20 protein-coding genes and 1 pseudogene are annotated in these 25,306 nt (G+C 48.2%); 12 read left to right on the top strand and 9 right to left on the bottom strand.

Features of this window, described 5'->3' with window-relative positions; translation table 11 throughout:
• Positions 1 to 169: 169 nt before the first annotated feature.
• Positions 170 to 1,801 carry an ABC1 kinase family protein gene (locus SPB21_RS32400; protein WP_499061917.1) on the bottom strand — a complete coding sequence of 544 codons (1,632 nt, stop codon included), beginning with the start codon at positions 1,799 to 1,801 and terminating at the stop codon, positions 170 to 172.
• Positions 1,802 to 2,003: 202 nt separating this feature from the next.
• Between SPB21_RS32400 and SPB21_RS32395 the strand changes: the two genes are divergently transcribed.
• The 3 genes from SPB21_RS32395 (at position 2,004) to SPB21_RS32385 (ending at position 7,193) form a co-directional block, all read left to right on the top strand.
• Positions 2,004 to 2,990 (top strand): alpha/beta fold hydrolase, encoded by a 987-nt coding sequence (locus SPB21_RS32395; RefSeq protein ID WP_499869144.1) that lies wholly within the window; start codon positions 2,004 to 2,006, stop codon positions 2,988 to 2,990.
• A gap of 204 nt (positions 2,991 to 3,194) precedes the next feature.
• Positions 3,195 to 4,814, top strand: coding sequence for a 2-isopropylmalate synthase (locus tag SPB21_RS32390; protein WP_163671312.1), 1,620 nt, complete (start codon positions 3,195 to 3,197; stop codon positions 4,812 to 4,814).
• A 150-nt stretch (positions 4,815 to 4,964) separates the two neighbouring features.
• Positions 4,965 to 7,193, top strand: a complete 2,229-nt coding sequence (locus SPB21_RS32385; protein ID WP_499869179.1) for an NADP-dependent isocitrate dehydrogenase — start codon at positions 4,965 to 4,967, stop codon at positions 7,191 to 7,193.
• A gap of 104 nt (positions 7,194 to 7,297) precedes the next feature.
• Here the strand turns inward: SPB21_RS32385 and SPB21_RS32380 are convergent, their stop codons facing one another.
• Genes SPB21_RS32380 through SPB21_RS32370 form a run of 3 tightly spaced genes read right to left on the bottom strand, consistent with a single transcriptional unit; the run spans position 7,298 to position 9,111 of the window.
• Entirely contained in the window at positions 7,298 to 7,753 is a 456-nt protein-coding gene (locus SPB21_RS32380) for a YiiD C-terminal domain-containing protein (RefSeq protein ID WP_163671314.1), read from the bottom strand.
• Between the two features lie 12 nt (positions 7,754 to 7,765).
• Complete coding sequence (locus SPB21_RS32375) at positions 7,766 to 8,584, bottom strand: nucleotidyltransferase family protein (protein WP_163671315.1); 819 nt, start codon at positions 8,582 to 8,584, stop codon at positions 7,766 to 7,768.
• The gene (locus SPB21_RS32370; protein ID WP_163671316.1) at positions 8,581 to 9,111 is read right to left on the bottom strand and encodes a 2'-5' RNA ligase family protein; all 531 of its coding nucleotides are present in this window, start codon (positions 9,109 to 9,111) and stop codon (positions 8,581 to 8,583) included. The genes SPB21_RS32375 and SPB21_RS32370 overlap by 4 nt, the downstream gene beginning before the upstream one ends.
• Positions 9,112 to 9,370: 259 nt before the next feature.
• On the opposite strand from SPB21_RS32370, the gene SPB21_RS32365 reads away from it, so the two are divergent.
• Positions 9,371 to 9,766: a ribosomal maturation YjgA family protein gene (locus SPB21_RS32365; RefSeq protein ID WP_499061919.1), complete on the top strand. Its 396-nt coding sequence runs from the start codon at positions 9,371 to 9,373 to the stop codon at positions 9,764 to 9,766.
• A gap of 87 nt (positions 9,767 to 9,853) precedes the next feature.
• On the opposite strand, the gene SPB21_RS32360 is transcribed toward SPB21_RS32365, so the two are convergent.
• On the bottom strand, positions 9,854 to 10,642 hold the full coding sequence (locus SPB21_RS32360; RefSeq protein ID WP_499869142.1) for a ribosomal protein L7/L12: 789 nt from the start codon (positions 10,640 to 10,642) through the stop codon (positions 9,854 to 9,856).
• Positions 10,643 to 10,741: 99 nt separating this feature from the next.
• Positions 10,742 to 11,317, bottom strand: coding sequence for a dihydrofolate reductase family protein (locus tag SPB21_RS32355; protein WP_499061921.1), 576 nt, complete (start codon positions 11,315 to 11,317; stop codon positions 10,742 to 10,744).
• A gap of 815 nt (positions 11,318 to 12,132) precedes the next feature.
• Here SPB21_RS32355 and SPB21_RS32350 point away from each other — a divergent pair.
• Positions 12,133 to 12,609, top strand: coding sequence for a hypothetical protein (locus tag SPB21_RS32350; RefSeq protein ID WP_499869140.1), 477 nt, complete (start codon positions 12,133 to 12,135; stop codon positions 12,607 to 12,609).
• A gap of 26 nt (positions 12,610 to 12,635) precedes the next feature.
• Here the strand turns inward: SPB21_RS32350 and SPB21_RS32345 are convergent, their stop codons facing one another.
• Both SPB21_RS32345 and SPB21_RS32340 read right to left on the bottom strand, forming a co-directional pair.
• Entirely contained in the window at positions 12,636 to 13,292 is a 657-nt protein-coding gene (locus SPB21_RS32345) for a hypothetical protein (protein WP_163671321.1), read from the bottom strand.
• A 454-nt stretch (positions 13,293 to 13,746) separates the two neighbouring features.
• Entirely contained in the window at positions 13,747 to 14,172 is a 426-nt protein-coding gene (locus SPB21_RS32340) for a hypothetical protein (protein ID WP_499869177.1), read from the bottom strand.
• Positions 14,173 to 14,296: 124 nt separating this feature from the next.
• Here SPB21_RS32340 and SPB21_RS32335 point away from each other — a divergent pair.
• The 5 genes and pseudogenes from SPB21_RS32335 to SPB21_RS32315 all read left to right on the top strand — a co-directional run.
• A pseudogene (locus SPB21_RS32335) lies at positions 14,297 to 14,392 on the top strand (four helix bundle protein); the annotation flags it as partial.
• A 1,153-nt stretch (positions 14,393 to 15,545) separates the two neighbouring features.
• Positions 15,546 to 17,093 (top strand): gamma-glutamyltransferase, encoded by a 1,548-nt coding sequence (gene ggt / locus SPB21_RS32330; protein WP_499061924.1) that lies wholly within the window; start codon positions 15,546 to 15,548, stop codon positions 17,091 to 17,093.
• Between the two features lie 52 nt (positions 17,094 to 17,145).
• Entirely contained in the window at positions 17,146 to 18,498 is a 1,353-nt protein-coding gene (gene miaB, locus SPB21_RS32325; protein ID WP_499869138.1) for a tRNA (N6-isopentenyl adenosine(37)-C2)-methylthiotransferase MiaB, read from the top strand.
• A gap of 285 nt (positions 18,499 to 18,783) precedes the next feature.
• Complete coding sequence (locus tag SPB21_RS32320; protein ID WP_163696533.1) at positions 18,784 to 19,299, top strand: GNAT family N-acetyltransferase; 516 nt, start codon at positions 18,784 to 18,786, stop codon at positions 19,297 to 19,299.
• Between the two features lie 113 nt (positions 19,300 to 19,412).
• Entirely contained in the window at positions 19,413 to 20,051 is a 639-nt protein-coding gene (locus SPB21_RS32315) for a vWA domain-containing protein (protein ID WP_163696531.1), read from the top strand.
• 63 nt (positions 20,052 to 20,114) lie between these two features.
• Here the strand turns inward: SPB21_RS32315 and SPB21_RS32310 are convergent, their stop codons facing one another.
• Positions 20,115 to 21,863 (bottom strand): ShlB/FhaC/HecB family hemolysin secretion/activation protein, encoded by a 1,749-nt coding sequence (locus SPB21_RS32310; RefSeq protein ID WP_499869137.1) that lies wholly within the window; start codon positions 21,861 to 21,863, stop codon positions 20,115 to 20,117.
• A gap of 358 nt (positions 21,864 to 22,221) precedes the next feature.
• On the opposite strand from SPB21_RS32310, the gene SPB21_RS32305 reads away from it, so the two are divergent.
• Positions 22,222 to 22,380, top strand: a complete 159-nt coding sequence (locus SPB21_RS32305; protein ID WP_499869135.1) for a hypothetical protein — start codon at positions 22,222 to 22,224, stop codon at positions 22,378 to 22,380.
• Positions 22,381 to 22,667: 287 nt separating this feature from the next.
• Positions 22,668 to 25,265 carry a CHAT domain-containing protein gene (locus tag SPB21_RS32300; RefSeq protein WP_499869134.1) on the top strand — a complete coding sequence of 866 codons (2,598 nt, stop codon included), beginning with the start codon at positions 22,668 to 22,670 and terminating at the stop codon, positions 25,263 to 25,265.
• Positions 25,266 to 25,306: the final 41 nt, after the last annotated feature.

Here is a 25,306-nt window from a genome sequence, read left to right as displayed (position 1 = left end):
GTCCTGGATACTAGCGTTTGCGGTTGCCTCACCCCCTCTAACTCCCCCTTACCAAGGGGGAGGACCGGAGTTTCCCCCCTTACCAAGGGGGGATTAAGGGGGGTAATGCAGGATTGTGAATCATCTTCCGAGATGTGTGTACACCGTAGGGCTAAGCAGGGGATCACTATTATCGCCAGCGACCTGAGCGAAGAATACTAATAATTAACCAAATACCCAGCAGGGTGGCAGCGGCAAAGAGGCTGGTACTCAACCATTGCAGCTGCACATTGGTTTGATTGCTGGAAATAATGGCAGCACCAATAATCAGGGCGGCAACTACTGTACTAAACGAACGACGGTTGGCCGCTTGCTCGATACTTCGCTGCACGTTAGTGAGGTCTTTGATATTGACATTCCAAGTCAGGGTCTCCTCGCTTAAGCGATCGAGCAGGAAACCAAACTGACGCGGTGCGGACAGGGACAGGTTACGAAATTCTAGCCCCGTTCGCAGTAATGCTTGCAGGGGGTCATCTCCAATCAGCTGCTGGCGGAACAGGTCGACCATTAATGGTCGAATCTCAGCAATCAGATTAATTTGAGGATTAAACTGACGGGCAACACCTTCTAAATTAGCCAGGGACTTGGTAAATAGACCTATATTGGCGGGCCAACGCAAATGATTACGGGTCCCTGCTTCTAAAATTTCGGCAAAGGCTGCCGCTGTATTGAAGCTTTGCAGAGATAAGCCATAGTAGCGGGCTAATAAGCGACTGTAGTCAAATTCTAGCTTCGCTAAATCGACATCCTGGAGCGGCTCTGCCAACTGCAGCGTGAGCTGAGCACACCGTTGGGCGTCGGAACTAACCACGGCTAATACCATCTCGGTCAACGTCGTGCGCGTACGCGGATCTAAGCGACCCATCATGCCACAGTCTAGGAGGGCAATACGACCATCGCTGAGATAAAAAATATTGCCCGGGTGGGGATCGGCATGGAAGAAGCCATCGATAAAATACTGTTGGAAAAAGGCGCGAAACAATAGCCGACTGAGGAGGTTACGGATTTCTGATGGTGCTGGATGGGTACCGATGGCAGCTGATAGAATGGGCTGCCCATCCAGCCATTGCATCACGAGTACTTTGGGCGTGGTCAGGGGCCAGATAATTTCTGGGATGGCCAGCTGATGGGTGTCAAACCAGCGACCTTTAGCCAGGTTTTGACGCAGCTGATCGGTGTAGGTGGCCTCCGTTGTAAAGTCCAGCTCGGCATTGAGGGCACTGCTAAATTCATCGGCCAGGGCAACCACGTTGTAGCGCTGACCAAACTGGGTGGTAGACACCAGCTTGGCTATATCCCGAATCAGCGCCATGTCTCTCCGTACCTGTATATCGATACCAGGACGCTGGATTTTTAGGGCGACGGGCTGACCGTTTTTGAGCACGGCTCGATGGACTTGGCCAATGGAACCGGATGCGATCGCACCATAATCCACCTCTGAAAACACCACATCTGGATCTAATTGTTCCTTAAGAAACACCCGAATTGTCGCTGCATCTACGGGTGGCACCGTCGATTGCAAAGCGCTTAGCGCTTCGATATAAGCTGGTGGCACCAGGTCAGGGCGTGTACTCAGCAACTGCCCAAACTTGATATAAACCGGTCCTAAATCCGTCAAAATATTTCGCAACACTGCCGGGGGCGGAATATCGGGTTCTTCTGAAGCCTTACCCACCAGCAAACGCCGCATATAATCCCAACCGTGGCGTAAAAACACCTCCACAATTTCACCCTGGCGGGAAATAAGATTTGGCGTTAACATGCAGCCCTTCGTTAAAGTAGTGTCGGTTTGATGCTAGCAAAGGGTTATAAGAATTATGAGTTATGAGTTATGAGTTCCCAGTTATTGGTTCGTTGAACTATCTAGTACGCACTGAAAGACGACTCGCACCCAAGGTTCCCAACGAATAACCAATAACCAATAACCAATAACAAACAACTCTCTCCTGCTCCCCTTCTAACCTATGTGGCTACGTAACCTCATCCTCATTTGCACAACGGCGTACCATATCTGGTGTTGTCGCCAAGAAGCTCAAACGCCGCCACCAGGGAAGGTTTATGACATTGGAGATTGCCAGCTCCACCTGTATCGTCGGGGACGATCACGGCCTCATCAACCGACGGTAATTTTGGATCACAGTCTGGGGGGGGTAGAAGGTTATCTGCTAATTGACGAAATTGCTGAATTTGCTGATGTCTGCATTTATGACCGCGCCGGTTATGGCTGGAGTTCTAACAGCCCCAATCCACGCAACAGCAACGAAATGATGCAGGAATTTGAAGCCTTAATGCGCCAAGCGGATATTCGTCCCCCCTATGTGCTGGTTGGGGACTCGTTGGCTAGCTACACCATGCGTCTTTATGCCCATACTTACCCCGACAATGTGGCCGGATTGATTTTGACCGATGGTCTCCATGAAGACGGCATGGCCAGACTACCTGGCAGCCTAAAGCTGATGAAAGCTGTTTTTACGGCGGGCTTTTTGATGTCGGTGGTAGGGTCTGCCCTGGGATTTATTCGAATTATGCAGCAGTTGGGACTGTTCCAGGTGATTAGCCCTCGACTCAGACAGTACAGTCAGGAGCAATTAGCCCCTGTTCTACGTTCCTTTGTACGCCCCAAACATTGGTTTACCATGGCCCGCGAAATGATCAGCCTCAATGCCAGCCATGAACAGCTACGTAAAACAGGAAATTTGGGGTCCTTACCCGTCATTAATATCAAGGCCAGCCACTTCTTTACGCCAGCACCACTCGTCAAACCCTTGCCCCTGGAAACTGCGGATCATCTCTGGACCCAGATGCATCACAATCTCATGAGACTTTCAACCCAAAGCCTCAGCTTGCCCGCCCAGAGTAGTAGTCACTTTGTTTGGGTTGATCAGCCTGAGGCCATGATTGAAGCTATTGATCGGATGTTGCTCAAGTTGCAGAGGGAGCGTCAAAGCTAGAATTTTTCTATTTTTTGAAGGTTTGTAATTCTCCACTCCCTAGTCCCCAAAGCTTGCTAAGGCGAAATAACTATGGGTTAGCGATTACAATAAAACGTGGCTGGTAATAGTTCGTTAGCCTTTACTTCAGTATCGGGGTAAAGGCGCTAGGTCATAGCTAGCCAAAGCTATATATAGTAAGCCTCTACATAGCGGTAACCTGCAATGAGTACACAGCCTGATCGAGTCTTAATTTTTGACACTACCCTACGGGATGGGGAGCAATCTCCTGGCGCGACCATGAATGTCGAAGAAAAGCTAGCGGTGGCTCGTCAGCTGGCTCGGCTCGGTGTAGACATCATTGAGGCAGGGTTTCCCTACGCAAGTCCTGGTGATTTTGAGGCGGTGCAGCGCATTGCCCAGGAAGTGGGAACCGTTGATGGACCAACTATCTGTGGCTTAGCTCGGGCGACTAAACAGGATATCGAAGCCGCTGCTCGGGCAATTGAGCCTGCCAATAAAGGTCGTATCCATACCTTTATTGCCACGTCCGATATCCACATGAAATATAAGCTCAAGAAATCGCGGGATGAGGTGCTAGCCATCACCGATGAGATGGTGCGCTTTGCCAAGGGCTTTACGGACGATGTGGAGTTTTCGCCAGAGGATGCGGGTCGCTCAGAACCAGAATTTTTGTACCAGGTGTTGGAGGTTGCGATCGCAGCCGGAGCCACCACCATCAACATTCCTGACACCGTTGGCTACCTCACCCCCAGTGAGTTTGGCGGCTTAATCAAAGGCATTGCCGAAAACGTACCCAACGTGGACCAGGCGGTTATTTCTGTGCACGGCCACAACGATCTGGGTTTGGCTGTGGCCAACTTTTTAGAAGCCGTCAAAAACGGCGCGCGCCAGCTAGAGTGCACCATTAACGGCATCGGTGAGCGGGCGGGTAACGCCGCCCTCGAAGAGTTAGTGATGGCCATGCATGTGCGTCGGCAGTACTTTAATCCTTTCTTTGGTCGTCCCGCTGACTCAGAAGCGCCCCTGACCCATATCAACACCCAGGAAATTTACAAGACCTCCCGGTTGATCTCCAGCGTTACTGGCATGCTAGTGCAGCCTAATAAGGCCATTGTCGGGGCCAATGCCTTTGCCCATGAGTCCGGCATTCACCAGGACGGCGTTCTGAAGAATAAGCTCACCTATGAGATCATGGACGCCCAAACCATCGGTCTCAACGATAATCTGATCGTGCTAGGTAAGCACTCAGGCCGTAATGCGTTCCGCACCCGCCTGCAGGAACTGGGCTATGAGCTATCGGACCAGGATTTAAACAAGGCATTTTTGCGGTTTAAGGAGCTGGCGGATAAGAAAAAGGAAATTAGCGATCGCGACCTGGAAGCCATCGTCAATGACGAAACCCAACAGGTGGTTGAGCACTTCAAACTTGAACTTGTCCAGGTTTCCTGTGGTAGCAGCGCTCGACCTACCGCCACAGTCACTATCCTCACCCCCAACGGCGAAGAATTAATGGATGCCGCCATCGGCACGGGTCCCGTCGATGCCGTGTACAAAGCCATCAATCGGGTGGTTGATATTCCCAACGACCTGATCGAATACTCCGTCCAGTCAGTGACCGCCGGCATTGACGCCATGGGTGAAGTGACCATTCGGCTGCGCCATAACCAGCACATCTACTCGGGTCATGCAGCGAATACGGACATTGTGGTGGCCTCAGCCGACGCCTACATGCAGGCCTTAAACCGTCTGTACAGCGCCACTCAAGTGGGTGAGTCTCTGCATCCACAGCGGATGGCCGTACCCGCTGGCACTGGCGTTTAGGTCAGTATTACATCACACAAATCCTAAATTACCTTAGGCTCTCCCTTGGCTGAGATTACTCTCAATGCCAAAATAGAGCCTTGGAGTTGCCGTGCGTTGATGTCATTAACGTGGCGACAACCCCAAACCCACGCAGGTAGTAGGAAAAACATGAGCCACCCCACAGCAAAAATTATTTACACCCTGACTGATGAAGCCCCGGCACTGGCCACCTATTCCTTACTACCCATCATCCAAGCCTTTACCCAAGCCGCCAACGTCATTGTAGAAACCAGTGACATTTCTCTGGCGGGGCGGATCATTGCCAATTTTCCAGAAACCTTGACAGAAGCCCAACGTTTACCCGATGCCCTGACTGAACTGGGTGCCCTGGCCAAAACACCGGAAGCCAATATTATCAAGCTACCTAATATCAGTGCTTCTATCCCACAGCTAACGGCAGCCATTAAGGAACTACAAGACAAGGGATATAACGTTCCCGACTATCCTGCCGAGCCCAAAAATGAGGCCGAAGCTGAGATTAAATCTCGCTATGCCAAAGTGTTAGGCAGCGCGGTGAATCCTGTTTTGCGGGAAGGCAACTCAGACCGCCGGGTGGCAGCAGCCGTGAAACAATATGCCCAGAAAAATCCTCACCGAGTTGGCGCATGGGCATTGGATTCTAAATCCCATGTGGCCCACATGGACAGTGAAGATTTTTATGGCAGTGAGAAATCCGTTGTCATTCAAGATGCCGACAGCATCAGCATTGAGCTAGTTACTGAAGATGGTGACATCACAGTCTTAAAAGAGAAAATGACTGTCCTGTCAGGGGAGGTGATTGACGCAGCTGTGATGAGCGTTAAAGCGCTGCGGGCTTTTTATGAAAAAGAGATTGATAGTGCTCAAAAAGAGAACATTCTGCTTTCTCTCCATGTGAAAGCAACCATGATGAAAGTCTCTGACCCCATTTTGTTTGGCCATGCTGTCACCGTTTACTTTAAAGACGTATTTGAAAAGTATGCTGACACCTTTGCCCAACTGGGTGTCAACCCCAACAATGGCCTGGGTGATGTATACGCCAAGATTAAAACATTGCCCGATGATCAACGTGCTGCCATTGAAGCCGATTTACAGGCAACCTATGGCAAGCGGCCTGATCTCGCCATGGTCAACTCCGATCAGGGCATTACCAATCTCCATGTGCCCAGCGACGTGATCATTGATGCATCTATGGCAGCTGCCATTCGTTCCTCTGGCCAAATGTGGGGGACGGATGGCCAGCTTCATGATACTAAGGCCATCATCCCCGATCGGTGCTATGCCACCATGTACCAGGAGTGCATTAGCTTCTGCCAAGAAAATGGAGCCTTTGATGTGACTACCATGGGTAATGTCGCCAATGTGGGTCTGATGGCGCAGAAAGCTGAAGAATATGGTTCCCACGACAAAACCTTTGAGATTCCTGCCAATGGTACCGTGCGCGTGGTAAGTGCCGATGGGCAAACGCTGATGGAGCATGGCGTCGAAAAGGGTGATATCTGGCGCATGTGCCAAACCAAAGATATTCCCATTCAGGACTGGGTAAAACTTGCCGTTAGTCGTGCCAGAGCAACCGGTGCACCTACCGTCTTCTGGCTAGACGAACATCGTGCCCATGATGCAAATATCCTTAAAAAGGTGAAACAGTATCTCCCCAACCACGACACCACAGGTCTGGACATCAAGATTTTGCCACCTGCGGACGCCATGCGTTTCACCTGTGAGCAGATCAAGATTGGCAAAAATGTTATCTCAGTCACCGGAAACGTCCTGCGTGATTATCTAACCGATCTCTTCCCAATTCTTGAGCTGGGTACCAGCGCAAAAATGCTCTCCATTGTGCCATTGTTAGCAGGCGGTGGTTTGTTTGAGACGGGGGCGGGTGGTTCTGCCCCCAAGCATGTACAACAGTTTATTAGTGAAGGGCATTTGCGGTGGGACTCACTGGGGGAATTTCTAGCCTTGGCGGTGACCCTGGAGGATGTGGGGCATAAAACCAATAATGAAAACGCCTTGATCTTGGCTGAAACCCTGAACAAAGCCAATAGCCAATATTTGCAAAATGCTAAGACCCCTTCCCGTAAAGTCCATGAGTTAGATAATCGCGGCAGTCATTTTTACCTGGCCATGTACTGGGCCCAGGCTTTGGCTGAACAAGAGAAAAATTTAGAGCTCAAAGCTAAATTTGCCAAGCTAGCGCAGCACCTGAGGGAAAACGAAGACAAAATTGTTGGTGAACTCAATGCCGCTCAAGGAACATCCATGGATATTGGCGGTTACTATCTGGCAGATGCAGAGAAAACTAGCCAGGCCATGCGCCCTAGTCAGACGCTAAATGCAGCCTTGACAACAGTTTAGCAGAGTACCTGATGTAGGGGCTGTGCCTGGTGCTAGCCCTTTACGGGACCAATCTAATCTGTTTCACCAGGTAAAACATCCAGGCACAACATATATGTTGAGGCTCAATCGTTTGATTTTAGAGCCACATATTTACCGTGAAATTGGCCGACGAGTAGACCATTTGAATAAACTTCAGAGGAGAGGCTTATGCGCCCTTTTCCACGTTTAGTCAGTGTATTGATAAAGCACTGCCAGACATTAGAATCAGGTGCGAAACAACGGGCCTGAACATCTCCTGTAGCAGGATTTGTATATTCCAGGCTATTGCTTTGAATAACAATACGGCTGGGTATATTCAATGTCTTCAACTGCACATGGACAAACGTCCAGGCAGAAAGAATTGCTAAGGTCGAAATACTGCCACCAAATACCGTATTACGGTGATTGATATTGGGCGCTAAGGGTGCCGATAGCAGAACACCGCTGTCATTGATGGAGGCAACAGCTACCGCCATCGCTTTAGACATGGGAATGTGTTCGTGAAGGTACTGTTCTATGGTGATGCAATCAATGGCCATATTATCTGAGGTTTAGGGCTTGCCGTAATGGTATACGGCATTGATCAGATTTTCGGGGGTACCAATATCGAGGTAATGGCCAGTTTCAAAAGGAACAGCCTCTACCCGTAGGTTATTTGCGATCGCACTCACAATCACATCCCCAATTGGCGTTTCAGCATAGTCTGGCATCTCTTTGAGCAGCATCGGAGACTGATCGCCAATCAGCGCCTGACGTTTCGTCTCAACAAACTGGTGGAGAAACTCCGTAAAGCTAGGCCGCCACACAGCAATGGCCCACATATAGGGCAAATGGGTGAGGTTCGACTTTTCATAGATGCCAGAGACGACACCATCTTGATCAAACTCAACCAGCCCCACCTTGTCAGGCTGATCCGTGGGGAACAGACCTAACACCACATCGGCTTGGGTCGTTTGTAACCGAGTTATGAGCTGGGCATAGGCATCAGCTGGGCTAAACAAGATATCGGGAAACCCCATGGCAACAATGGCATCTTTCACAAAAGGATAGGCCTGGTTGAGGCTAAAGGGCACCCCAAAGGGCACATGCACCGTCAAATAGGCCAATCGCATCTTGAGTTGGGAGCCATCACCGAAATAATTGGGAATATCCCACTTACCAGGTCGCAAAATCAAAAAGGACTCTTGCACTCCGCCTTTACCCATGGCCTCCAGCAAATATTGACAGACCACCTTAGGCCGTAGCCCTTTTTCAGCAAGGCTTTGAAAGCCAATGGGGAATAGTTCTTTGCTCATGGATAATGGACTAATGCGGCTACCCTGGCCAGCAGCGGGGAGCAAACCAATGATTCTGGGGGAATGTGCAGTCATGATAGAGTCAGCAATTTGCTATGGACACAGCGTAAACTTGCGACGTGAGATTGCGTCTCAAAGTTCTGGGGCGCAGCAATTACCTGGATTTGATCAAACTGAATGGTGGAGCGCGGCAGGGTGATCGTTTCTGTCAGTGTTTGTTGGGTAACCGCATCAAGGCGGTGATATAACAGGCTGAGATGGGGATCTAGCCTAGGCTGTGGAGCATCGGGAATGGCTGTAACCAGATCTCTCACCAACTGCGTGAAATCAACTGTCTGCTTTAACTGAACATAGAGGGTTTTGGAAAAGTGGGTTTCATAGTTGAGAGTGATGACCTCTAGCTCTATCGGTTGTGTTAATGACAGCCCTTTAACCACGGCTGTCACGGCTAGAGAGGCGGGTAGAGAACCACTGTACAGGGTCACATGGGGATAAAAGGGTTCGGTCTTGAAACGTTCTGCCAAACCATTAATCAGGTCTTGAAAATAGGTTAAATCTGGTTCTTGGGGGACTAACCAAAAGGAATAGTACGATACTGCCATGGCTCAGGGATTCATAGGAGCGATCGCATTGTGGCTGTGCGATCCTCAAGTAAACGTACAGGGCTCAGCGAAACAGTGATTGCGATCGCAATTAAACGTACAGCACTCGGCTAAGCAGCGATAAAGAACACATCAAAAATTTACGAAAAGCTCATAAAAGTAGTTGCCAGAGCCCCTTGACACTTCAGGAATCCTCCAGACCTTCATCGTAGTCATACTGTGAGTTTTAGCCTCACGCGCATTCTAAGCAAATGAAAAAATGAGATTTAACCTTTACTACTTTTACTGGTTCGCCCTTTTATTGATTACAGAGATTTATATCGGCATTTTTGTTAAAGATGACTTTATTCGTCCATACATGGGAGACTTCTTGGTTGTCATCTTGATTTATGCATTTGTGCGAGCATTCTTTAAATACTCAATAAATCTCACCGCCATGGGTGTTTTATTATTTGCGTTTTTAGTTGAGATTCTGCAACATTTCAACATTGTGGACGTGCTTGGTCTCGGGTCTTCTCGCCTCGCTAGAACCGTGATTGGTACATCGTTTAGCTGGGAAGATTTTATTGCCTATAGCCTTGGCATTATCATAGTTTTAGTATCTGAGAAATTTATCGGTCCCAGCCTCAAGAAAGAATCTCCCAGCAGTACTTGAGTTAAGAGCCCGTGTATTACATACATCATCAAAATAGCTTTACGGTCTAACACTTAAAGTATTGTCAGCATTGAGATATGAGTAACCTCAAAAAGGTAAATCACAGTTAAACGTTTGCTCAAGATAGTCCTTGGCTTCCGTCACCACCATACCCGTTCGACGTTGGACTAAATCGATGGCATCCATGTGTCTTCTGTCAGCTAGTAGTTGCTTGAGGTGTTGTTTGACAGGCCCACGTTCGGTAATCGGCAGAGGAGCAACATCAGGGTAGTGATCGATATAGTTTTTCGCCTCTTTGAGACTCCAGTTTGTCACAGTTCTTACCAGCTTAATGGCATCAATCTTGCGCCCTCGCTGCATAAACAGCCGCACACGGTCATTAATATCATGGTGGTCTATATCGAAGGATTCTATAGGGGGTGTAGGATTGCCGTTACCCATGCCCTCGGTGATAGGTAAGGGGGCCAAATAAGGAAAAGCATCTACATACTCTTTAGATTGTTTTAATCCCCATCCTGTTGTAGACCGAATGAGCTTAATGGCATCAAGTTTACGATTCTGTTGCATAAGCGTTCTTATGCGATCTTCGACGTTAGAACTATCAGCAGCCTTTGTTTCAACTGATTGTGTATCCAACGATGTTAGTTCAGAGGGTGCTTCATAGGATATTTGACGCAGCTGTGGAGTAGCTGGCGATGGACGAGATAATGGTGTTGCTGGGTTACCAGATGGGTCTTGGGGTTTGGGTAATTGATAGGTAGAGTCATCAATGGGCTCAGGGGCATTCGAGGCTTTGGTCCCCTGTTTGGGCTGTAGTGCTAGCCAAATGATGATTAGGATAAAGAGTAGTGCGATCGCAATATATATCAGTGACATAACACTCTCTCCTTCAAAGGCCTCAACAACACACATATAGCCTATATCCACTGGCTATTTTAAGTCCCACTATTAACACACAGGCTACGTATAACTCTATCAGCCCACCTGATAGTGAAGCATCAGCACACCATTGTTATAAATTTCCCTGTCAATGAGTTGCAAAGCTGTTTGATTAATTACTCCAGAAAATAGTGGAATACCGTCCCCCATCAAAAATGGGTTTACCTTCAAAATCAACTTATCAATCAGCTTCTCAGACAAAAGTGCTGTCGCTAAAACACCCCCACCACATAACCAGATCCCTTTACCCTCTTCTTGTTTTAATTGCCTAACAGTGTCAGCAATATCCTCTGAAACAAGAACAACATCTGTATGGGGACTCGCGTGCATACTACGAGAGAACAGATATTGTTTCAGATGAGAATAAGGACTGAGCACACCTTCCTGCAAACCAATTTCATAGGTTTTGCGTCCCATCAAAACAACATCAAACCATTTATTTTCAGCATGCACACCCATAACATCACGCAAATGAGAGGGCACAGTTTCGGGGAAGGAGGTAAATACTTCCGTAAGATATTCAGAATCCTGGGAAAAGCCATCGTGGGAACCATCTCTGTGGGCAATAAAACCATCCAGGCTACAGGCTACGTAGTAAGTTAGTTCTCGCATTATGCGTTCCTCCTATTAGATGCACGTCAATTGAGCTAATGTGAGCTGCACAATGTGCAGCTTAGTCAATGCACCTCCTTTAATCGCATCACCATGGCCTAAAACATGGAAGTATCCGTATTAGTGAATCGCCCTATAACAAGGCGATTCCGCAAAATCACTGATTCAATCTTCATAATCTCTCAAACATAGTGATTTCCACAAAAAATACTTCAACTTTAGTAATTTTCTTAAAGTTACTCCCCTAAAGATAGGGGAACTTTTAGATAGCCCTAAAAATTGAATATGAGATATGACAGTCTCTATAGTGCACATTATAAACACTAGCCACAGTCTATATTACAGATGCGTATAGCCCCTGCATAAAATAGCACAAGTACAATCTTCTTTAAAGATTATTCTCTGTCAAGCTATCTAATGCCTTAGCATCGCTCAAATACTTCTGTGCTTCCAAAAAAGTAGAGTCTACAAAGAGAATTAAAATTCTGCTTTGCGGTATAAGTATTGGGGGGTTTTAAAAGAAAAAGTAGTTGTAGATCGATAAACAAGGCAATTTAAAATACAACAAGCCATAGCTTTTCAGCTTCCACTACAGAACACACCGAAGCATCTTACGGGTTCACAAAAATTACTGAGGCGTTGCGTTCCGAAACATGCCCTCATGTTTTTACGCTAAACTCACCCAGAATATCTCCAGGACATGCCTATAAAGTCTTCGTCCTTGACATGCCCTAACACCAAAACAAACAAACAACGATGGGGTCAACCGTGTTAGCAAACTCATCTGCTAGCAGGGGGTTAGCAGGTCATCACTTATGATTGTACATATAGAGAATCTTCAACTACCGTTAGCTTGTGAGCAGCTATTGAGCTATCTCAAAAGTATCACAGCCATGCCATATCAACCCTTTAGATGCGGATTTACGCATCTTTATGAGATTAAGAACTTCCAAAATTTTCGCTTACTAGAAGGGGTCGCTGTTCCATCCCACAGTGATGGCATTGCCGGGTATCGGCCAATATTAATGCTGCATAACCCTGGCAATAGTTACATTGTTCGCGGGACTAGCCAAACGTTTCCCCCACAGCAGCAGGGCACCATGATTGTCTTAGATATCGACGCTCGACACGAAGTGCGCAGCAAAGACCCTAACGGCGGCTTTGGCGCTTGGGCCGGACTAGTATGGGGAAACTGTGGTGAACCCTTGCTGAAAACAGACTGGGAACCCCAAAATGTGGCAGAGCAGGCGAGAAAAGAATTTACCAACTTTTGTCACACTATTGAAAGTTAATTGATTTTGCGTTCTAAGTCAGTGCGCTAGTTAATTTCAATACTTTCAATCATCCAGTTTCCTGGTGAATGGTTAAATGTAGCGACAAAATCAGTTTCACTCCATGGGCTAACTGTATCGATAGCAACGGTTTTAATAGTCTCTGATTGATCGTCTTGTTGAGAACGGATAGTTAAGGTGACATTCTTAGCAGCTGTCAGTCCATTATTCAAGACAGTTCCTCTAATACTGTTGCCGTCCACCCGAGTACCCACTGTCCACAAACTGGAAAGAGTAGTGCCATACAAAGCCTTCACCGATGTCGTTCCTACGGAGACACTAGACCGATTACGATTGGAAAATCGTGGAGTAGCCCCTTCATAGAGTGGAGTCTGTGTTGCAATGGAAGGGCGTTTGACAATACCTTTACAGCTAACCGTTTCCTCAGGTTTAGCCCCATCTTTAAGGTGGCCATACAAATTGCGTCTTAATTCTACAAGTGTCTGACGTTCATCAGGGGTAATCGTTGCAGACGCAATTAACGTACTCGATAATTCTATGGCCTCATACCAGTCTCGATGACAGATAGCTTCTCTCAGATTATTTGGAATCTCTACGTCTAAAACCGCAGCATCAGCACTTTCGGCAGCAGCAGCAGTACCAGCTAACGCTAATAATGAAACAAAAACAGTCGAGGCTTTCATAGTAGAAGAGCTGGAAGAACACTACTTGCTTAAGCATTCAAAAGAACGCAGCAAGCACAGGATTAAGTCTATGAAGATACGATGTGATTGCTGCTTTACGTTCGGAATTGCTTCAAACATCAGCATTGCTGACGCTCGGGATAACTTTAAATGTGAGATACCGTCAAATAGCAATGGATCTAACCGACTCATCCCCTAACTCAGCAATCACAAAAATCTTGTGCACCATCGGCGTGCGCCCCGTGATATAAATATACCCGTAAAACAGCCTAATAAGTTGATAGCGCATCCACTTTTAGTACTGTAACGCTTAATTGCTCACAAGGAAGTTCTATATCACGAGCAGTCTAGGCAAAATCGCTCTTTGCTTACATATCCTTGGCCTACCCTTAACTAATTATTGGCGATTCAACTCTCCATAACAAGAATGTTTGTTAATAGTTCAGCCCTCAGATTAAGGTTCAAACAGTGGAGTGATAGGAGTCCCCGTTAGGGAGATAGTTGGCTCAAGGTCACATAGTCTAATCATCGCTTCCCAATGAGAGGGAAAATCTGGATCGATAAATGTGATTTCAAATCCACCCCAATAGTAGGTGGGTTCACCATTGGCGTCTTCTCTAAAGGTGTCGCAGCGTAGGGAAGAAGACTCTTGCACCCAGTAACCAGAATAGGAACCTCGGCCAGTATACACTCCAGCTAAACCATCTATAAAAACAGTACCGAAACCATCACCATAGGTCCAGATAGCAGTTCTATTTCGTTCGTCTTGATAGATAACGTCATATTCTTCTGTAGACCATTTTTCGTCAGCTATAGCTTTGTGGGGCAACAATGCAGTAGACAGCACAAATGCAGCAAGAAATATAATGCTCTTTTTCATCATAGTGACCTCGATAGATGGCGCAACCAAGCCTAAGTCAATAGGCAGGCAACTGTGGATAATTTTAGCTGTCTTTTGCTAAGAGAATGCAAACTATTGTTGTCAAACATCCCTCCACCGTCCAAATCGAGAAGCCTTACGAGCAAGATCCAATGCAGAATACATCAGCAAACTGGAGGTTGGCTTACAAGAGCTAGAGGAGACAGGTTACTGGTTAGAGAGTTTCCCATATTAGAGATAAAAGCTGGCCCTTGGCTAATAGAAGAGGAACCCGTGATGCCTGATGTAATTTTGGAAGCAGTATTAAAATCTTGTAGAGAGTGCGATCCCACAGCATAGTGTCTCAGTTTTTGGGTTGTCACTCAACAGCAGTGATCAGGTGGGTTTAAAAGCACAACACCCAACCGTCTTCCTGAGGAACATCCTTTCTAATCGTTCGCTAGGACTTGGAGATACGTCTTGTTGTTGGTAATTACCCTTTGAGCATCTTACTCAACAACTTCAGCATGGCTCCCAAAATGTCAGCGATAGGATGTATCAGCTTGACCCGTTGGGTGTTGGGTTGAACGAGACAGAATATGCAACAGCGTTACCTCTTTGTTGTTTTCTCTAGCTGTTTTATCTGCCAGGGAAGCGATGTCATTTCGCTTCAATATCAATATAGCCTGCCTTGAATTCTGTGGGTGTTTTGTAGACCAAAGTTAACAATCTCAGGAAAGAAACGGGGCGCTATGTATCTCCCTGGCTTTGCGAGAAGAGTCGTGTTTAAAGACTTTAAAAGCACAACACCCAACCGCCTTCCTGAGGAACATCCTTTCTAATCGTTCGCTAGGACTTGGAGATACGTCTTGTTGTTGGTAATTACCCTTTGAGCATCTTACTCAACAACTTCAGCATGGCTCCCAAAATGTCAGCGATAGGATGTATCAGCTTGACCCGTTGGGTGTTGGGTTGAACGAGACAGAATATGCAACAGCGTTACCTCTTTGTTGTTTTCTCTAGCTGTTTTATCTGCCAGGGAAGCGATGTCATTTCGCTTCAATGACAATATAGATCATTGTGTTGCCGGTTAGGGGCTTGTAGACCAAAGTTAACAATACCTGAGAGTGTATACTTCTCTCTTTAAGGAGCCCTGGAGTTACCTCTGGGTGAGATTTTGGGTTGTTTTTGCAGGAGGTTAAACCATAAACTTACTCCTGGTTAAGAGATGCAGTCATGTCAGGTAAAACAGGTTTTTGTATAAAATATGTAACCTTCACGAATTTTGATTAAATCACTGATCGATCGGCAGTCTTTTGTGGCACATGCTTCCCGCTGATTGCGTCTTGTTCCATTTCTGCTACGTTGACTATCGATGGAAATGGAGAGGTTCTATGGGTGGAGTCGTCGCGGCGGGCCATGGGAAGACGGCAGCGGCTGCTGTAGAAATGCTGAAGCAAGGGGGCAATGCTTTTGATGCAGCAGTGGCGGGGGTGCTGGCCTCCTGTGTGGCTGAGTCGGTGCTGACATCCCTGGCGGGCGGTGGCTTTCTACTGGCCCATACAGGAGCGGGTGAGCATGTACTTTTTGATTTTTTCACCCAAACGCCTGCTGATAAAACTTTGGAGCATCCGCTAGATTTCTATCCCATCTGTGCAGATTTTGGCGATACGGTGCAGGAGTTTCACATTGGCTTAGGGGCCATGGCTGTGCCAGGGGTGTTGAAGGGGCTGGTGCATGTCCATCAGCGCCTGGGCCGATTGCCCTTAGAGAAGGTCGTTGCCCCAGCCATTTATCTGGCGCGTCGGGGTGTGGTGGTCAATGGGTTTTTGGCCTATGTATATGGTGTGCTTAAGCCTATTTTGCTGGCAACACCCGGGGCGCGAGCGATGTATGCACCCCAAGGTCAGTTATTGAAGGCGGGGGAAATATTGCATATGCCTGCTTTTGCTGATGCCCTGGAGCGTTTGGTAAACCAGGGTATAGACGCCTTTTGGCAGGCCATGGCCGCCCAGGTGACGGCCTCTAAAGGTGGGTATCTGGCGGTTGAGGATTTTGAGCGATACCGGGTAATAGAGCGTCAGCCATTGTGCCTTGACTACCATGGCACTCAGTTACTGACCAATCCGCCACCCAGTGCTGGGGGTGGGCTAATTGCCTGTTCATTGGCGCTACTGGCTGATTGTGAGTTGGCAGGTTACGGTAGCCCTGAGCACCTGCGGTCTCTCAGTCAGGTGATGCGATTTACCAATGTAGCCCGTCGCGATGGCTATGATGCGCGACTCCATCAGTCCTGTGTGGCGGAAGAGTTTTTGTCGGCGGGGCATTTGGATCAGTATCGGGGGCAATTGGCGGATGCGATCGCATCCCTACAGTCGCCCGTTGCCAATAAACTTGGCAGCACCACCCACCTCAGTGTGATTGACGATGAGGGCAACGCCGCCAGTGTGACCACGTCTAATGGTGAGGGCTCCTCCTATGTGCTGCCGGGTACCGGCATTATGGTCAACAACATGCTGGGCGAAGAAGACCTCAATCCCCATGGCTTTCACCAGTGGACGCCTGACCAACGCATGTCGTCCATGATGGCCCCCACCATGGTGCTGCGCGACGGACATCCTTATTTAGTGTTAGGGTCTGGCGGCTCCAACCGCATCCGCACCGCTATTCTGCAAGTGATTTCCAATCTGGTGGACTTTCAGATGCCCCTAGAAGCCGCTGTCGCTGCTCCCCGTATCCATTGGGAAAATGATGTATTTCACCTGGAGCCAGGATTTAATCAAGCGCTGCTAACCCCAATTATTGGCGATGCTAAACCACTCTGGTGGCAGGCTCAGAACATGTTTTTTGGGGGAGTCCATGCCGTGGGTCTGGATGAAAATGGTGTGCTGCACGGTGCCGGAGACAGTCGCCGCAGTGGAGCCGTAGCTGTGGCACAATAGGCTATTGGTCAAAATTTTTGCCTGAATTCCAGTATTTTCTTGAATAGACCCCATGGATAAGCGTCGTTATCACATCACTACGTTTGGTTGCCAGATGAATAAGGCCGACTCTGAGCGCATGGCTGGCATCCTCGATGACATGGGGATGAACTGGACAGAAAACCCATTGGAAGCGGATGTGGTGCTGTACAACACCTGCACCATTCGTGACAATGCCGAGCAGAAGGTGTATTCCTACCTGGGTAAGCAGGCAAAGCGTAAGCAGTCAGACCCCAATGTGACACTGATTGTGGCGGGTTGTGTGGCTCAGCAAGAGGGGGAAGCGCTGCTGCGTCGCGTCCCTGAGCTGGACCTGGTGATGGGGCCGCAGCATGCCAACCGTCTGAGTGACTTATTGGAGCAGGTCTTTAGCGGTAATCAGGTGGTGGCTACCGAGCCGGTCCACATTATGGAAGACATCACCAAGCCCCGACGCGATAGCAAAATTAGTGCTTGGGTAAATGTCATCTATGGCTGTAACGAACGCTGCACCTACTGTGTAGTACCCGGTGTGCGTGGCATTGAGCAGTCCCGCACCCCTGAGGCTATCCGAGCTGAAATGGAGCTGCTGGGTCAGCAAGGCTACACCGAGGTAACGTTGCTGGGCCAAAATATTGACGCCTATGGCCGTGACTTGCCCGGTATTACCCCTGAGGGCCGCCGTCAGAATACCCTCACAGACTTGCTTTACTACGTCCATGATGTCCCCGGCATTGAGCGGATTCGCTTTGCCACCAGCCATCCCCGCTATTTTACAGAGCGTTTAATTAAGGCCTGTGCTGAGCTGCCCAAGGTATGTGAACATTTCCATATTCCTTTCCAGTCCGGTGATAACGATGTACTCAAAGCCATGGCACGGGGCTACACCCAGGAGAAATATCGCCGCATTATCGACACGGTGCGTCGCTACGTGCCAGATGCGGCCATCAGCGCCGATGCCATTGTGGGTTTCCCCGGGGAAACCGAGGGGCAGTTTCAAAACACCCTAAAACTGGTGGAGGACATCAGCTTTGACCAGCTAAATACGGCTGCCTATTCCCCTCGCCCCAATACGCCAGCCGCCCTATGGGAGAGCCAGCTAGACGAATCCACTAAGAGCGATCGACTGCAACGGCTGAATCATCTGGTTTCCATCAAAGCGGCTGAGCGGTCCCATCGGTATGCAAATCGGATTGAACGGGTACTGATTGAAGATGTAAACCCCAAAAATCCCCACCAGGTCATGGGTCGGACTCGCACCAATCGTCTGACATTCTGTGGGGGGGATATCAATGAACTCAAGGGCAAAATTATCGAAGTAAACATTACTGAAGTGCGGGCCTTTAGCCTCACAGGGGAACGGGTAAACGTGTTGGTCGAGGCTTAATCAACTTCCGTTTGTACGAAATTTTGCATCTGAGTTTGAAGTACTAACTTTGGGAATGATCTCAGCGTCTACAGGTAACTTCGGAGGATGTGATGCGAGCTTTACTTCAAAAGTTATTCAATCGGCAGCCCAATAGTGTTAACCAGATGCAGCGCGAGACTTTAGGCAAACGGCCATGGATGCTTTGCAAGAACTGTTGGAGTCTGATGGCGTGGCCGAGAGCGAGTCAAAGTTTATGGCGGATGTTAGAAAAGCATTGACTATGTGAACTCGCTAACTCAAACCATGCTTCCTCGTGTTTATATTCGGTCCCCGGTCGATGATGATTGGTCAACGCTGCTCGATCTACATCAGCGTAGTGCTGACTACCATTCTCCTTGGGCGGAACCGGCCAAAAATGAGGAAGGATGTAGGCGCTATATCCATCGCTGTCACACGGAGCCCTTTGAAGGCATGCTGATCTGGCATGCCGTTGACCATCGCTTGGTAGGGGTGGCCAACTTAAGCCAGATTTTTTACGGCAGCTTTCAAAATGCCTATCTGGGCTATTACGGCAATGTGGACTACGCGGGTCAGGGATTGATGACTGAGGGGGTGAAGCTGGTGCTTAACCATGCCTTTAATTCCCTGAAGCTTCACCGTATCGAAGCGAATATTCAACCGGGCAACACAGCGTCTATTAAGTTGATCAAACGATTGGGATTTGCCCATGAGGGATTCTCACGCCAATATCTAAAAATCAATGGAGAGTGGCGCGACCATGAGCGCTGGGCATTGACGGTGGATAACTGGCTGCGGTAATACCGTTGTGTGATCACTCTCAGATACTTGGATATCAGAATTTGAACTCAGGGGCACCCTAATCAGGGTACGGAACACTATACGGAATACTATTTATTATAAGGATCCTGACGATGGTACAGACCAGTACTAGCCTGCCTGCACAGTTACAAAACCGTAATTACACATTGATCTATGCCCCTACTCAGTTAAAGCGTCTGGGTATGACCCCTGGATTTGACCAGCGATGGCAACAGGCTCGCCCCCAGGTTTTAGAGATTGCTGCACAGTGTCACAGACTAGCACCCAATGGATTAACGGTGTATCGAGGTACAGGCGATACTTTTCAGGCCCACCAAAATGTAAATGTTGAGAACTTTCAGTCCCTGATGGATTCGGCCCCCATGCCAGAGCAGGTGGCGTTGGCTCCAGTCTTACAGACGGTGTTTGATCGGTATTTTGATGAGAAGGCGGCGGGTCAGCAGCCTGCAAATGGTGAGATTGTTTTGATTCTGATGGACAATGAACCCACGGATCGGCTTGCGATCGCAAAACAAATCGTAGCCGCCTCCCAAAAGCTTGACCACAACAATGAGCTGGGCATTGGCTGGGTTCAAGTGGGGGATGACTACATTACTAAAGGGTTTTTAGTGACCCTAGACAACAATCTTCGAGAGAAAGGTGCAAAATTTGACATTGTTGATCACAAGATAATTCAACAGATCGCCTCAGAGGACTTGGTCACATTCCTGATGGGTGTGTTGACGGACTAGTCGTGATGGCGTTTGCACAAATATAATCTCTTTTTTCTTAAGACTCAGACCTGAAACTCAGGCCTAAAACTGAGGTCTATAGTCCAACAAGAAATATAGGCCATCTTCTTGTAGTGAATCGCCTGTATTATCCACATCCACTAGGGGAATACCATAGTCAAGCCGCATGGATAGCCAGGGACTGACGGCCCAACGCACCCCTAACCCCAAACTAGCCAGAAAGGCGGGATCGGGATCGGGGATTTCATTGTTCCAGCCCACTCCAGCTTCAAAGAAAGGCGTCAGTTGCACCTTATTTGGGTCTTTGGTGATCGGAATCCGCAGCTCAATCGAACTGGTAATGGCATTATCAGTGACAATTTGGTTTTGGCTGTAGCCGCGTATGGTGCTAATGCCGCCTAAGCTAAAACGCTCAATGGGTAATAGAGCATCTGGTGTCAGTTGAGCACCGACCCGGGTCAGCATCAAAAATCGAGGAGACACCTGCTTAATCCACTGAAACTGGCCTAGCCAACTAAAGAAACGACCATCAATGCCAGAATCATTGACGGTGGCATCAAACAAGTCTAACCCCACACTAAATTGAGAGCGGGCTGCTAATACTTGAGACTGACTGCGTTTCACCCAGTCTTGATAAAATCGAACCGCACTGACCTGAGAGCGCCCATCTTCAGGACCCAGGGAGAATGAAAATGGAATGTCGTCCAGAATAAAACTGCGGCTACGTTTCCAATCAAAATCTAAGCCCAGCGCAAACTCTTCTGACGGCGTACGCACCAGGGGCTGACGAAATCCAGCGGATAATGTTGTGGTTTCACTGCGAATGTCGATATCGCGGAAGGCATCCTGCACAATGCGGCTATCGCTGTTGCTGGCCCTCAGGCGCAGCGTACCGTCCTGGGCATTCACCGGAACAGAATAGCTCACATCATATAGGTCAAGACCTTCTGTCCTGCCATAGCTAGCATTGAAGCGATCGCCAATACCCAACGGATGACTAACAGACAGTCCTACATTAATACCTTCAGAGCCAATGCTAGGAGAACGATAGTTATCGCCAGCGAAAGAGAGACCAAATGTGTCAGCTTCTTCTAAATCTAAAATTAACAAGCTTTTGCCAGGACCATTGCCCGCTGTTAATTCTGCATTAACCCGCTGTAGCATCGGGTCAACCTGGAGTAACTGTAGCCCTCTCTCTAAATCTTGTTGTCTAAAAGGTGACTCCATGGCACGGGCTAGGCGATCGCTCACATACCCCTTCCGTAAACGATCTAAGCCATTGATCTGGAGTTCTTCGATTTCTCCTTCAATTACCTGAATCTCGACACTACCATTGGTCAATTCCTGATTGTTGGGGACAAATGCGCCAGACGTAATATAGCCTTCGTCCAGGTAGAGTTTGGTGATTCGCGATCGCAAATTAAACAAATCCGATAATCGAATCTCTTGACCTAAATAACAATCAACCTGCTTAGCAATTTGATCTGCTAGCACCGTATTACCAACCACCCTAATCTCAGTAGCCAGAAACGACAGTTCTGAGGTCTCAGCTAAGGGTGGACAGATATCTAAATTTAAGACATTTGGCGGATTGACAGATGGCTGTTCAATTTCTATTGGAACCTCTTCTGGAGACGATGGAACCTCTTCTGGAATCGTCTCTGGAGACGGTAGTGATTGCTCTTCGGGAGATGGAATATTGGGTGGAGGCACAGGCTGTGCAGGGTCAATCGTCTGCGCGGTAACCGATATACCGTAACTCGTAATGGCTAAACAGCTAAAGATGGCGAATACTATGGGAGGGCTATGCACAACCGTATTTGTCCGTACTAAGCAGGATGAATCGTTGCATATCATACGATATTCGCAAGATATGAGCTATTTAGGGGCCTACTATTGTTGAAAAAATTGATGTAATACCTCTATTAAGGGGGGAGCTGGATTTTAGTTAACAGCGCAAGCAGCTCCCAATCGAATCTGTTATGCTCAGATGCCACGGAACTTATCTCACGGAACTTATCTGAACATTGCCGATTTATGCCAGGAACGCTTCTGTTTTGGACAGCAATCGTTTCAGGATCCTGAGCTGACTAGGGGTTTCAATACTTCTATCGTTGCTACATAGCAATGAGATAACTCATTCTCATTGGTTGCTTCCCCGGCCTTACCCATGAGAGAAAATAAGGTTAAAAAAATCTTGCCAGCTCTTATCATGATTGCTGGCATGATTGCACTGTGCTGTGTTGTTTATGCAGAAATATCAACAGGAGATGTGGCTATGTTTCTTGTCGATACTGATTGTTATGATGCCCCATTAATTAGTCGGTAGAGCCCTCAGGTGTTTAAGGGAAAATTATCACTCATCCATTCATCTCCAGCCCCAACCTGGGTCTTTATTTTTGTGTAGTTTCTTAAGGTGACATACAGCCATATATCTGGAGAATCATAACGACGTATTGCAAAAATGTCCCGTCATGCCCATGCCCAAAAGACATCTGATACCCTGAATAACAAACTCGCTTTTGCCTTTTATCCCCAGCTGTTTAAATGCGTTGCTCTGGTTTACGGTTATCTATCCATCGTGTCTATATAGGGCTATGTGCGTTGAGCTTGTGCGTGGCCCTGTGGCTAGGGCATCCGTTTACGAGAGCTGCCCCCATTGCCCAGGCAACGGATGCACGTCAGCTGGTGCAAACGGGGGTTGACTACTATCAAGCTGGTCACTTTAGGGCAGCCATTGACCCTTGGCTTGCGGCCCACAAGGCCTATGCAACTACGCAAGACTTACCCGCCTTAGCCATTGTTAACGAGAACCTGGCACGGGCTTATCAACAAATGGGCCGCACATCGGCAGAAATTAGCCATTGGCAACAGGCCATTGATACCGTTCAAACCCTTGGGGATCGCCAGAAATTAGGGCGATTAATCACTGAACAAGCCCAGGCCCATAGCCGTTTGGGTCAACACCGCCGAGCGATTTCCTTACTCTGTGGCACTGCCTTTAACCAGGGAGATTGTAAAACTGGCAGTGCGCTCCAGATAGCCATTGCATTAGAGGATGGTCTTGGTCAAATTACAGCTTTGGGGAGTTTAGGCGAAGCCTATCGTTCGAGTGGCAATACAGAGGCTGCACAAACCTACCTCACGCAAGGATATGCCTTGAGCCGTGAGATGGGTGAACAATCATTAGAGGCATCACTGCTTAACAGTTTAGGGAATACCTATGTGAACCTGGCTTTGGTAAATTATCGCCGAGCAGAGGAAGCGACAGAGCGCAAAGCTACAAAACGAAGTATCGCTGTATTAAGGGCTAAAGCTGACGATTTCAACGGCCAAGCCATTGCTTATTTTGAAGAAAGCTATGGGCTAGCCACTGGGCAACAGCGAAGCGCAACAGAGTTATTGACGTTGCTGAACCTGATTTCAGCCTATGAAAGGGCGGAGGATAACCATGCTGTTGACCGCTATCGTCAGTTGGCGCTATCGAGTCTCAAGCAGTTGCCCGATTCAAAAGCAAAGGCATTTGCAGCCATTAGACTCGCTGACTTGTTAGATCCGTTAACTGTACGTCAGTCCCAGGCAATTTTAAGCCGTGAACCGCTTTCTGCGGTGACCGAGAAGGAGGCTACGGCACTGTTGGAACAGGCCTTAGCCATTGGCAAAGCAACTGAGAACCCCAGAATTACATCATTTGCCTTGGGGAAACTAGGTACCTTAGATGAACGGGCTAAACGCTATGAAGCTGCGATCGCAAAAACTCAACAGGCCCGTTTAGCGGCGGATCAAGATCGGGCTGCCCAAGATAGCCTGTATCTTTGGGAATGGCAGTTAGGTCGCATCTACACAGAATTAGACCAGCACCGTGAAGCAGAACAGTCTTACAGTCAGGCCGTTGCATTATTAGAAGAAATCCGTAGTGATATCTTGAATGCCAATCGCGATCTACAGTTTGATTTTCGAGATACGGTAGAGCCGATCTATCGGCAGTATGCTGCTCTAAGTCTGGAAAGTGTGCCTAAAGCAGTCACCCTAAATCAGGATGACGTTGCCTTTGCAGAGTTAGAAAAGGTATTGACCACACTAGATTCTCTCAAGGTGGCGGAGCTACAGAGTTACTTTGCCAATGACTGTGTGATTGTGCCTGCCGAAGTGCGAGCTGATGCCGTGGGCCAGAGCCATGCAACGGGGGTTGTGAGCACCGCACTATCTGATGATCAGCTCACGGTGATCATGAGTCTTCCGGGAGGAGCCCGAGAAATTGTGCAAATTCCAGTTGCTTCAGCTGTGGTCGAGGATCAGGTCAATGAATTTCGCCGTAGCTTAGAACTGGGGGCACGGGACTATAGCTTTAATACCGAGCCAGCCCAGCAGCTGTATCAGTGGCTAGTTCAACCGTTTGAGACAGATTTAGCAGATGTAAAAACCCTGGTCTTTGTCAATGATGGACTGCTGCGTAGTGTGCCGATGGCTGCCTTATACGACGGCAGTCAGTTTTTGATTGAAAAGTTTGCAGTGGCGACAACCCCGAGTTTGACCCTGACTACGCCAGAAAAATTAGAACGCCGTGGGTTAAACGCCTTACTGGTGGGGGTGAGTGAACCCTCTGAAGTGCCCCAGCGACCCTTTGCTGCGTTACCTGCCGTAGAGCGAGAGCTGGACTTACTCTCTAAGCAGCTACCCAATACAAAAACGTTATTAAATGACAAATTTTCTATTGATACGCTGCAGGCGGCATTAGTCGCAGACGATTACCGGATCTTGCATATGGCTACCCACGGTACCTTTGGCTTTGCACCGGAAGATAACTTCGTGGTGGTAGGCGCTAAGGATGCAACGGAGCAATACAACGAGACTCTCACCATTGGACAATTGGATCAGTTGATTCGGAATGTCAATGACCCGACCCGAGAGCCCATTGAATTATTGACCCTCACAGCCTGTGATACCGCTATTGGCGGTAATCGGTCTACGTTAGGGCTGGCCGGTGTTGCGGTGCGGGCCGGTGTTCGTAGTGCGGTGGCCACCCTATGGGCCGTCAGTGATGATTCCACCCCTGAGATTGTTTCGATGTTTTACGATCAGCTGCAACAGCCAGCATTAACTAAGGCTGAGGCTTTGCAACAGGCCCAGATAGCCATGTTAAAGTCAGGCGATATTTTGAAAGCCCACCCCTATCGTTGGGCTCCGTTTATCTTGATTGGCAATTGGCTCTAAGGGCTGGTTTTAAAAAGCTGGCTTTAAGGCAAAAGCTGGCT

The sequence above is a fragment of the Leptothoe sp. ISB3NOV94-8A genome (assembly GCF_043421595.1).
Classification (GTDB): Bacteria; Cyanobacteriota; Cyanobacteriia; order Phormidesmidales; family Phormidesmidaceae; genus Leptothoe; species Leptothoe turfae.
Note: the sequence above shows the minus strand (reverse complement) of the source record. Positions and strands in the feature narration are given on the sequence as shown.

Excerpts from the sequence above, each read along its gene's own strand:
- SPB21_RS32315 (WP_163696531.1), top strand. The coding sequence starts at position 19,413 with ATGGTACAGACCAGTACTAGCCTGCCTGCACAGTTACAAAACCGTAAT.
- SPB21_RS32355 (WP_499061921.1), bottom strand. The coding sequence starts at position 11,317 with ATGCGAGAACTAACTTACTACGTAGCCTGTAGCCTGGATGGTTTTATT.
- SPB21_RS32360 (WP_499869142.1), bottom strand. The coding sequence starts at position 10,642 with ATGTCACTGATATATATTGCGATCGCACTACTCTTTATCCTAATCATC.
- SPB21_RS32350 (WP_499869140.1), top strand. The coding sequence starts at position 12,133 with ATGATTGTACATATAGAGAATCTTCAACTACCGTTAGCTTGTGAGCAG.
- SPB21_RS32345 (WP_163671321.1), bottom strand. The coding sequence starts at position 13,292 with ATGAAAGCCTCGACTGTTTTTGTTTCATTATTAGCGTTAGCTGGTACT.
- SPB21_RS32305 (WP_499869135.1), top strand. The coding sequence starts at position 22,222 with ATGAGAGAAAATAAGGTTAAAAAAATCTTGCCAGCTCTTATCATGATT.
- SPB21_RS32390 (WP_163671312.1), top strand. The coding sequence starts at position 3,195 with ATGAGTACACAGCCTGATCGAGTCTTAATTTTTGACACTACCCTACGG.
- SPB21_RS32385 (WP_499869179.1), top strand. The coding sequence starts at position 4,965 with ATGAGCCACCCCACAGCAAAAATTATTTACACCCTGACTGATGAAGCC.
- SPB21_RS32320 (WP_163696533.1), top strand. The coding sequence starts at position 18,784 with ATGCTTCCTCGTGTTTATATTCGGTCCCCGGTCGATGATGATTGGTCA.
- miaB (WP_499869138.1), top strand. The coding sequence starts at position 17,146 with ATGGATAAGCGTCGTTATCACATCACTACGTTTGGTTGCCAGATGAAT.
- SPB21_RS32375 (WP_163671315.1), bottom strand. The coding sequence starts at position 8,584 with ATGACTGCACATTCCCCCAGAATCATTGGTTTGCTCCCCGCTGCTGGC.
- SPB21_RS32395 (WP_499869144.1), top strand. The coding sequence starts at position 2,004 with ATGTGGCTACGTAACCTCATCCTCATTTGCACAACGGCGTACCATATC.
- SPB21_RS32365 (WP_499061919.1), top strand. The coding sequence starts at position 9,371 with ATGAGATTTAACCTTTACTACTTTTACTGGTTCGCCCTTTTATTGATT.
- SPB21_RS32380 (WP_163671314.1), bottom strand. The coding sequence starts at position 7,753 with ATGGCCATTGATTGCATCACCATAGAACAGTACCTTCACGAACACATT.
- SPB21_RS32370 (WP_163671316.1), bottom strand. The coding sequence starts at position 9,111 with ATGGCAGTATCGTACTATTCCTTTTGGTTAGTCCCCCAAGAACCAGAT.
- SPB21_RS32400 (WP_499061917.1), bottom strand. The coding sequence starts at position 1,801 with ATGTTAACGCCAAATCTTATTTCCCGCCAGGGTGAAATTGTGGAGGTG.
- SPB21_RS32340 (WP_499869177.1), bottom strand. The coding sequence starts at position 14,172 with ATGAAAAAGAGCATTATATTTCTTGCTGCATTTGTGCTGTCTACTGCA.
- ggt (WP_499061924.1), top strand. The coding sequence starts at position 15,546 with ATGGGTGGAGTCGTCGCGGCGGGCCATGGGAAGACGGCAGCGGCTGCT.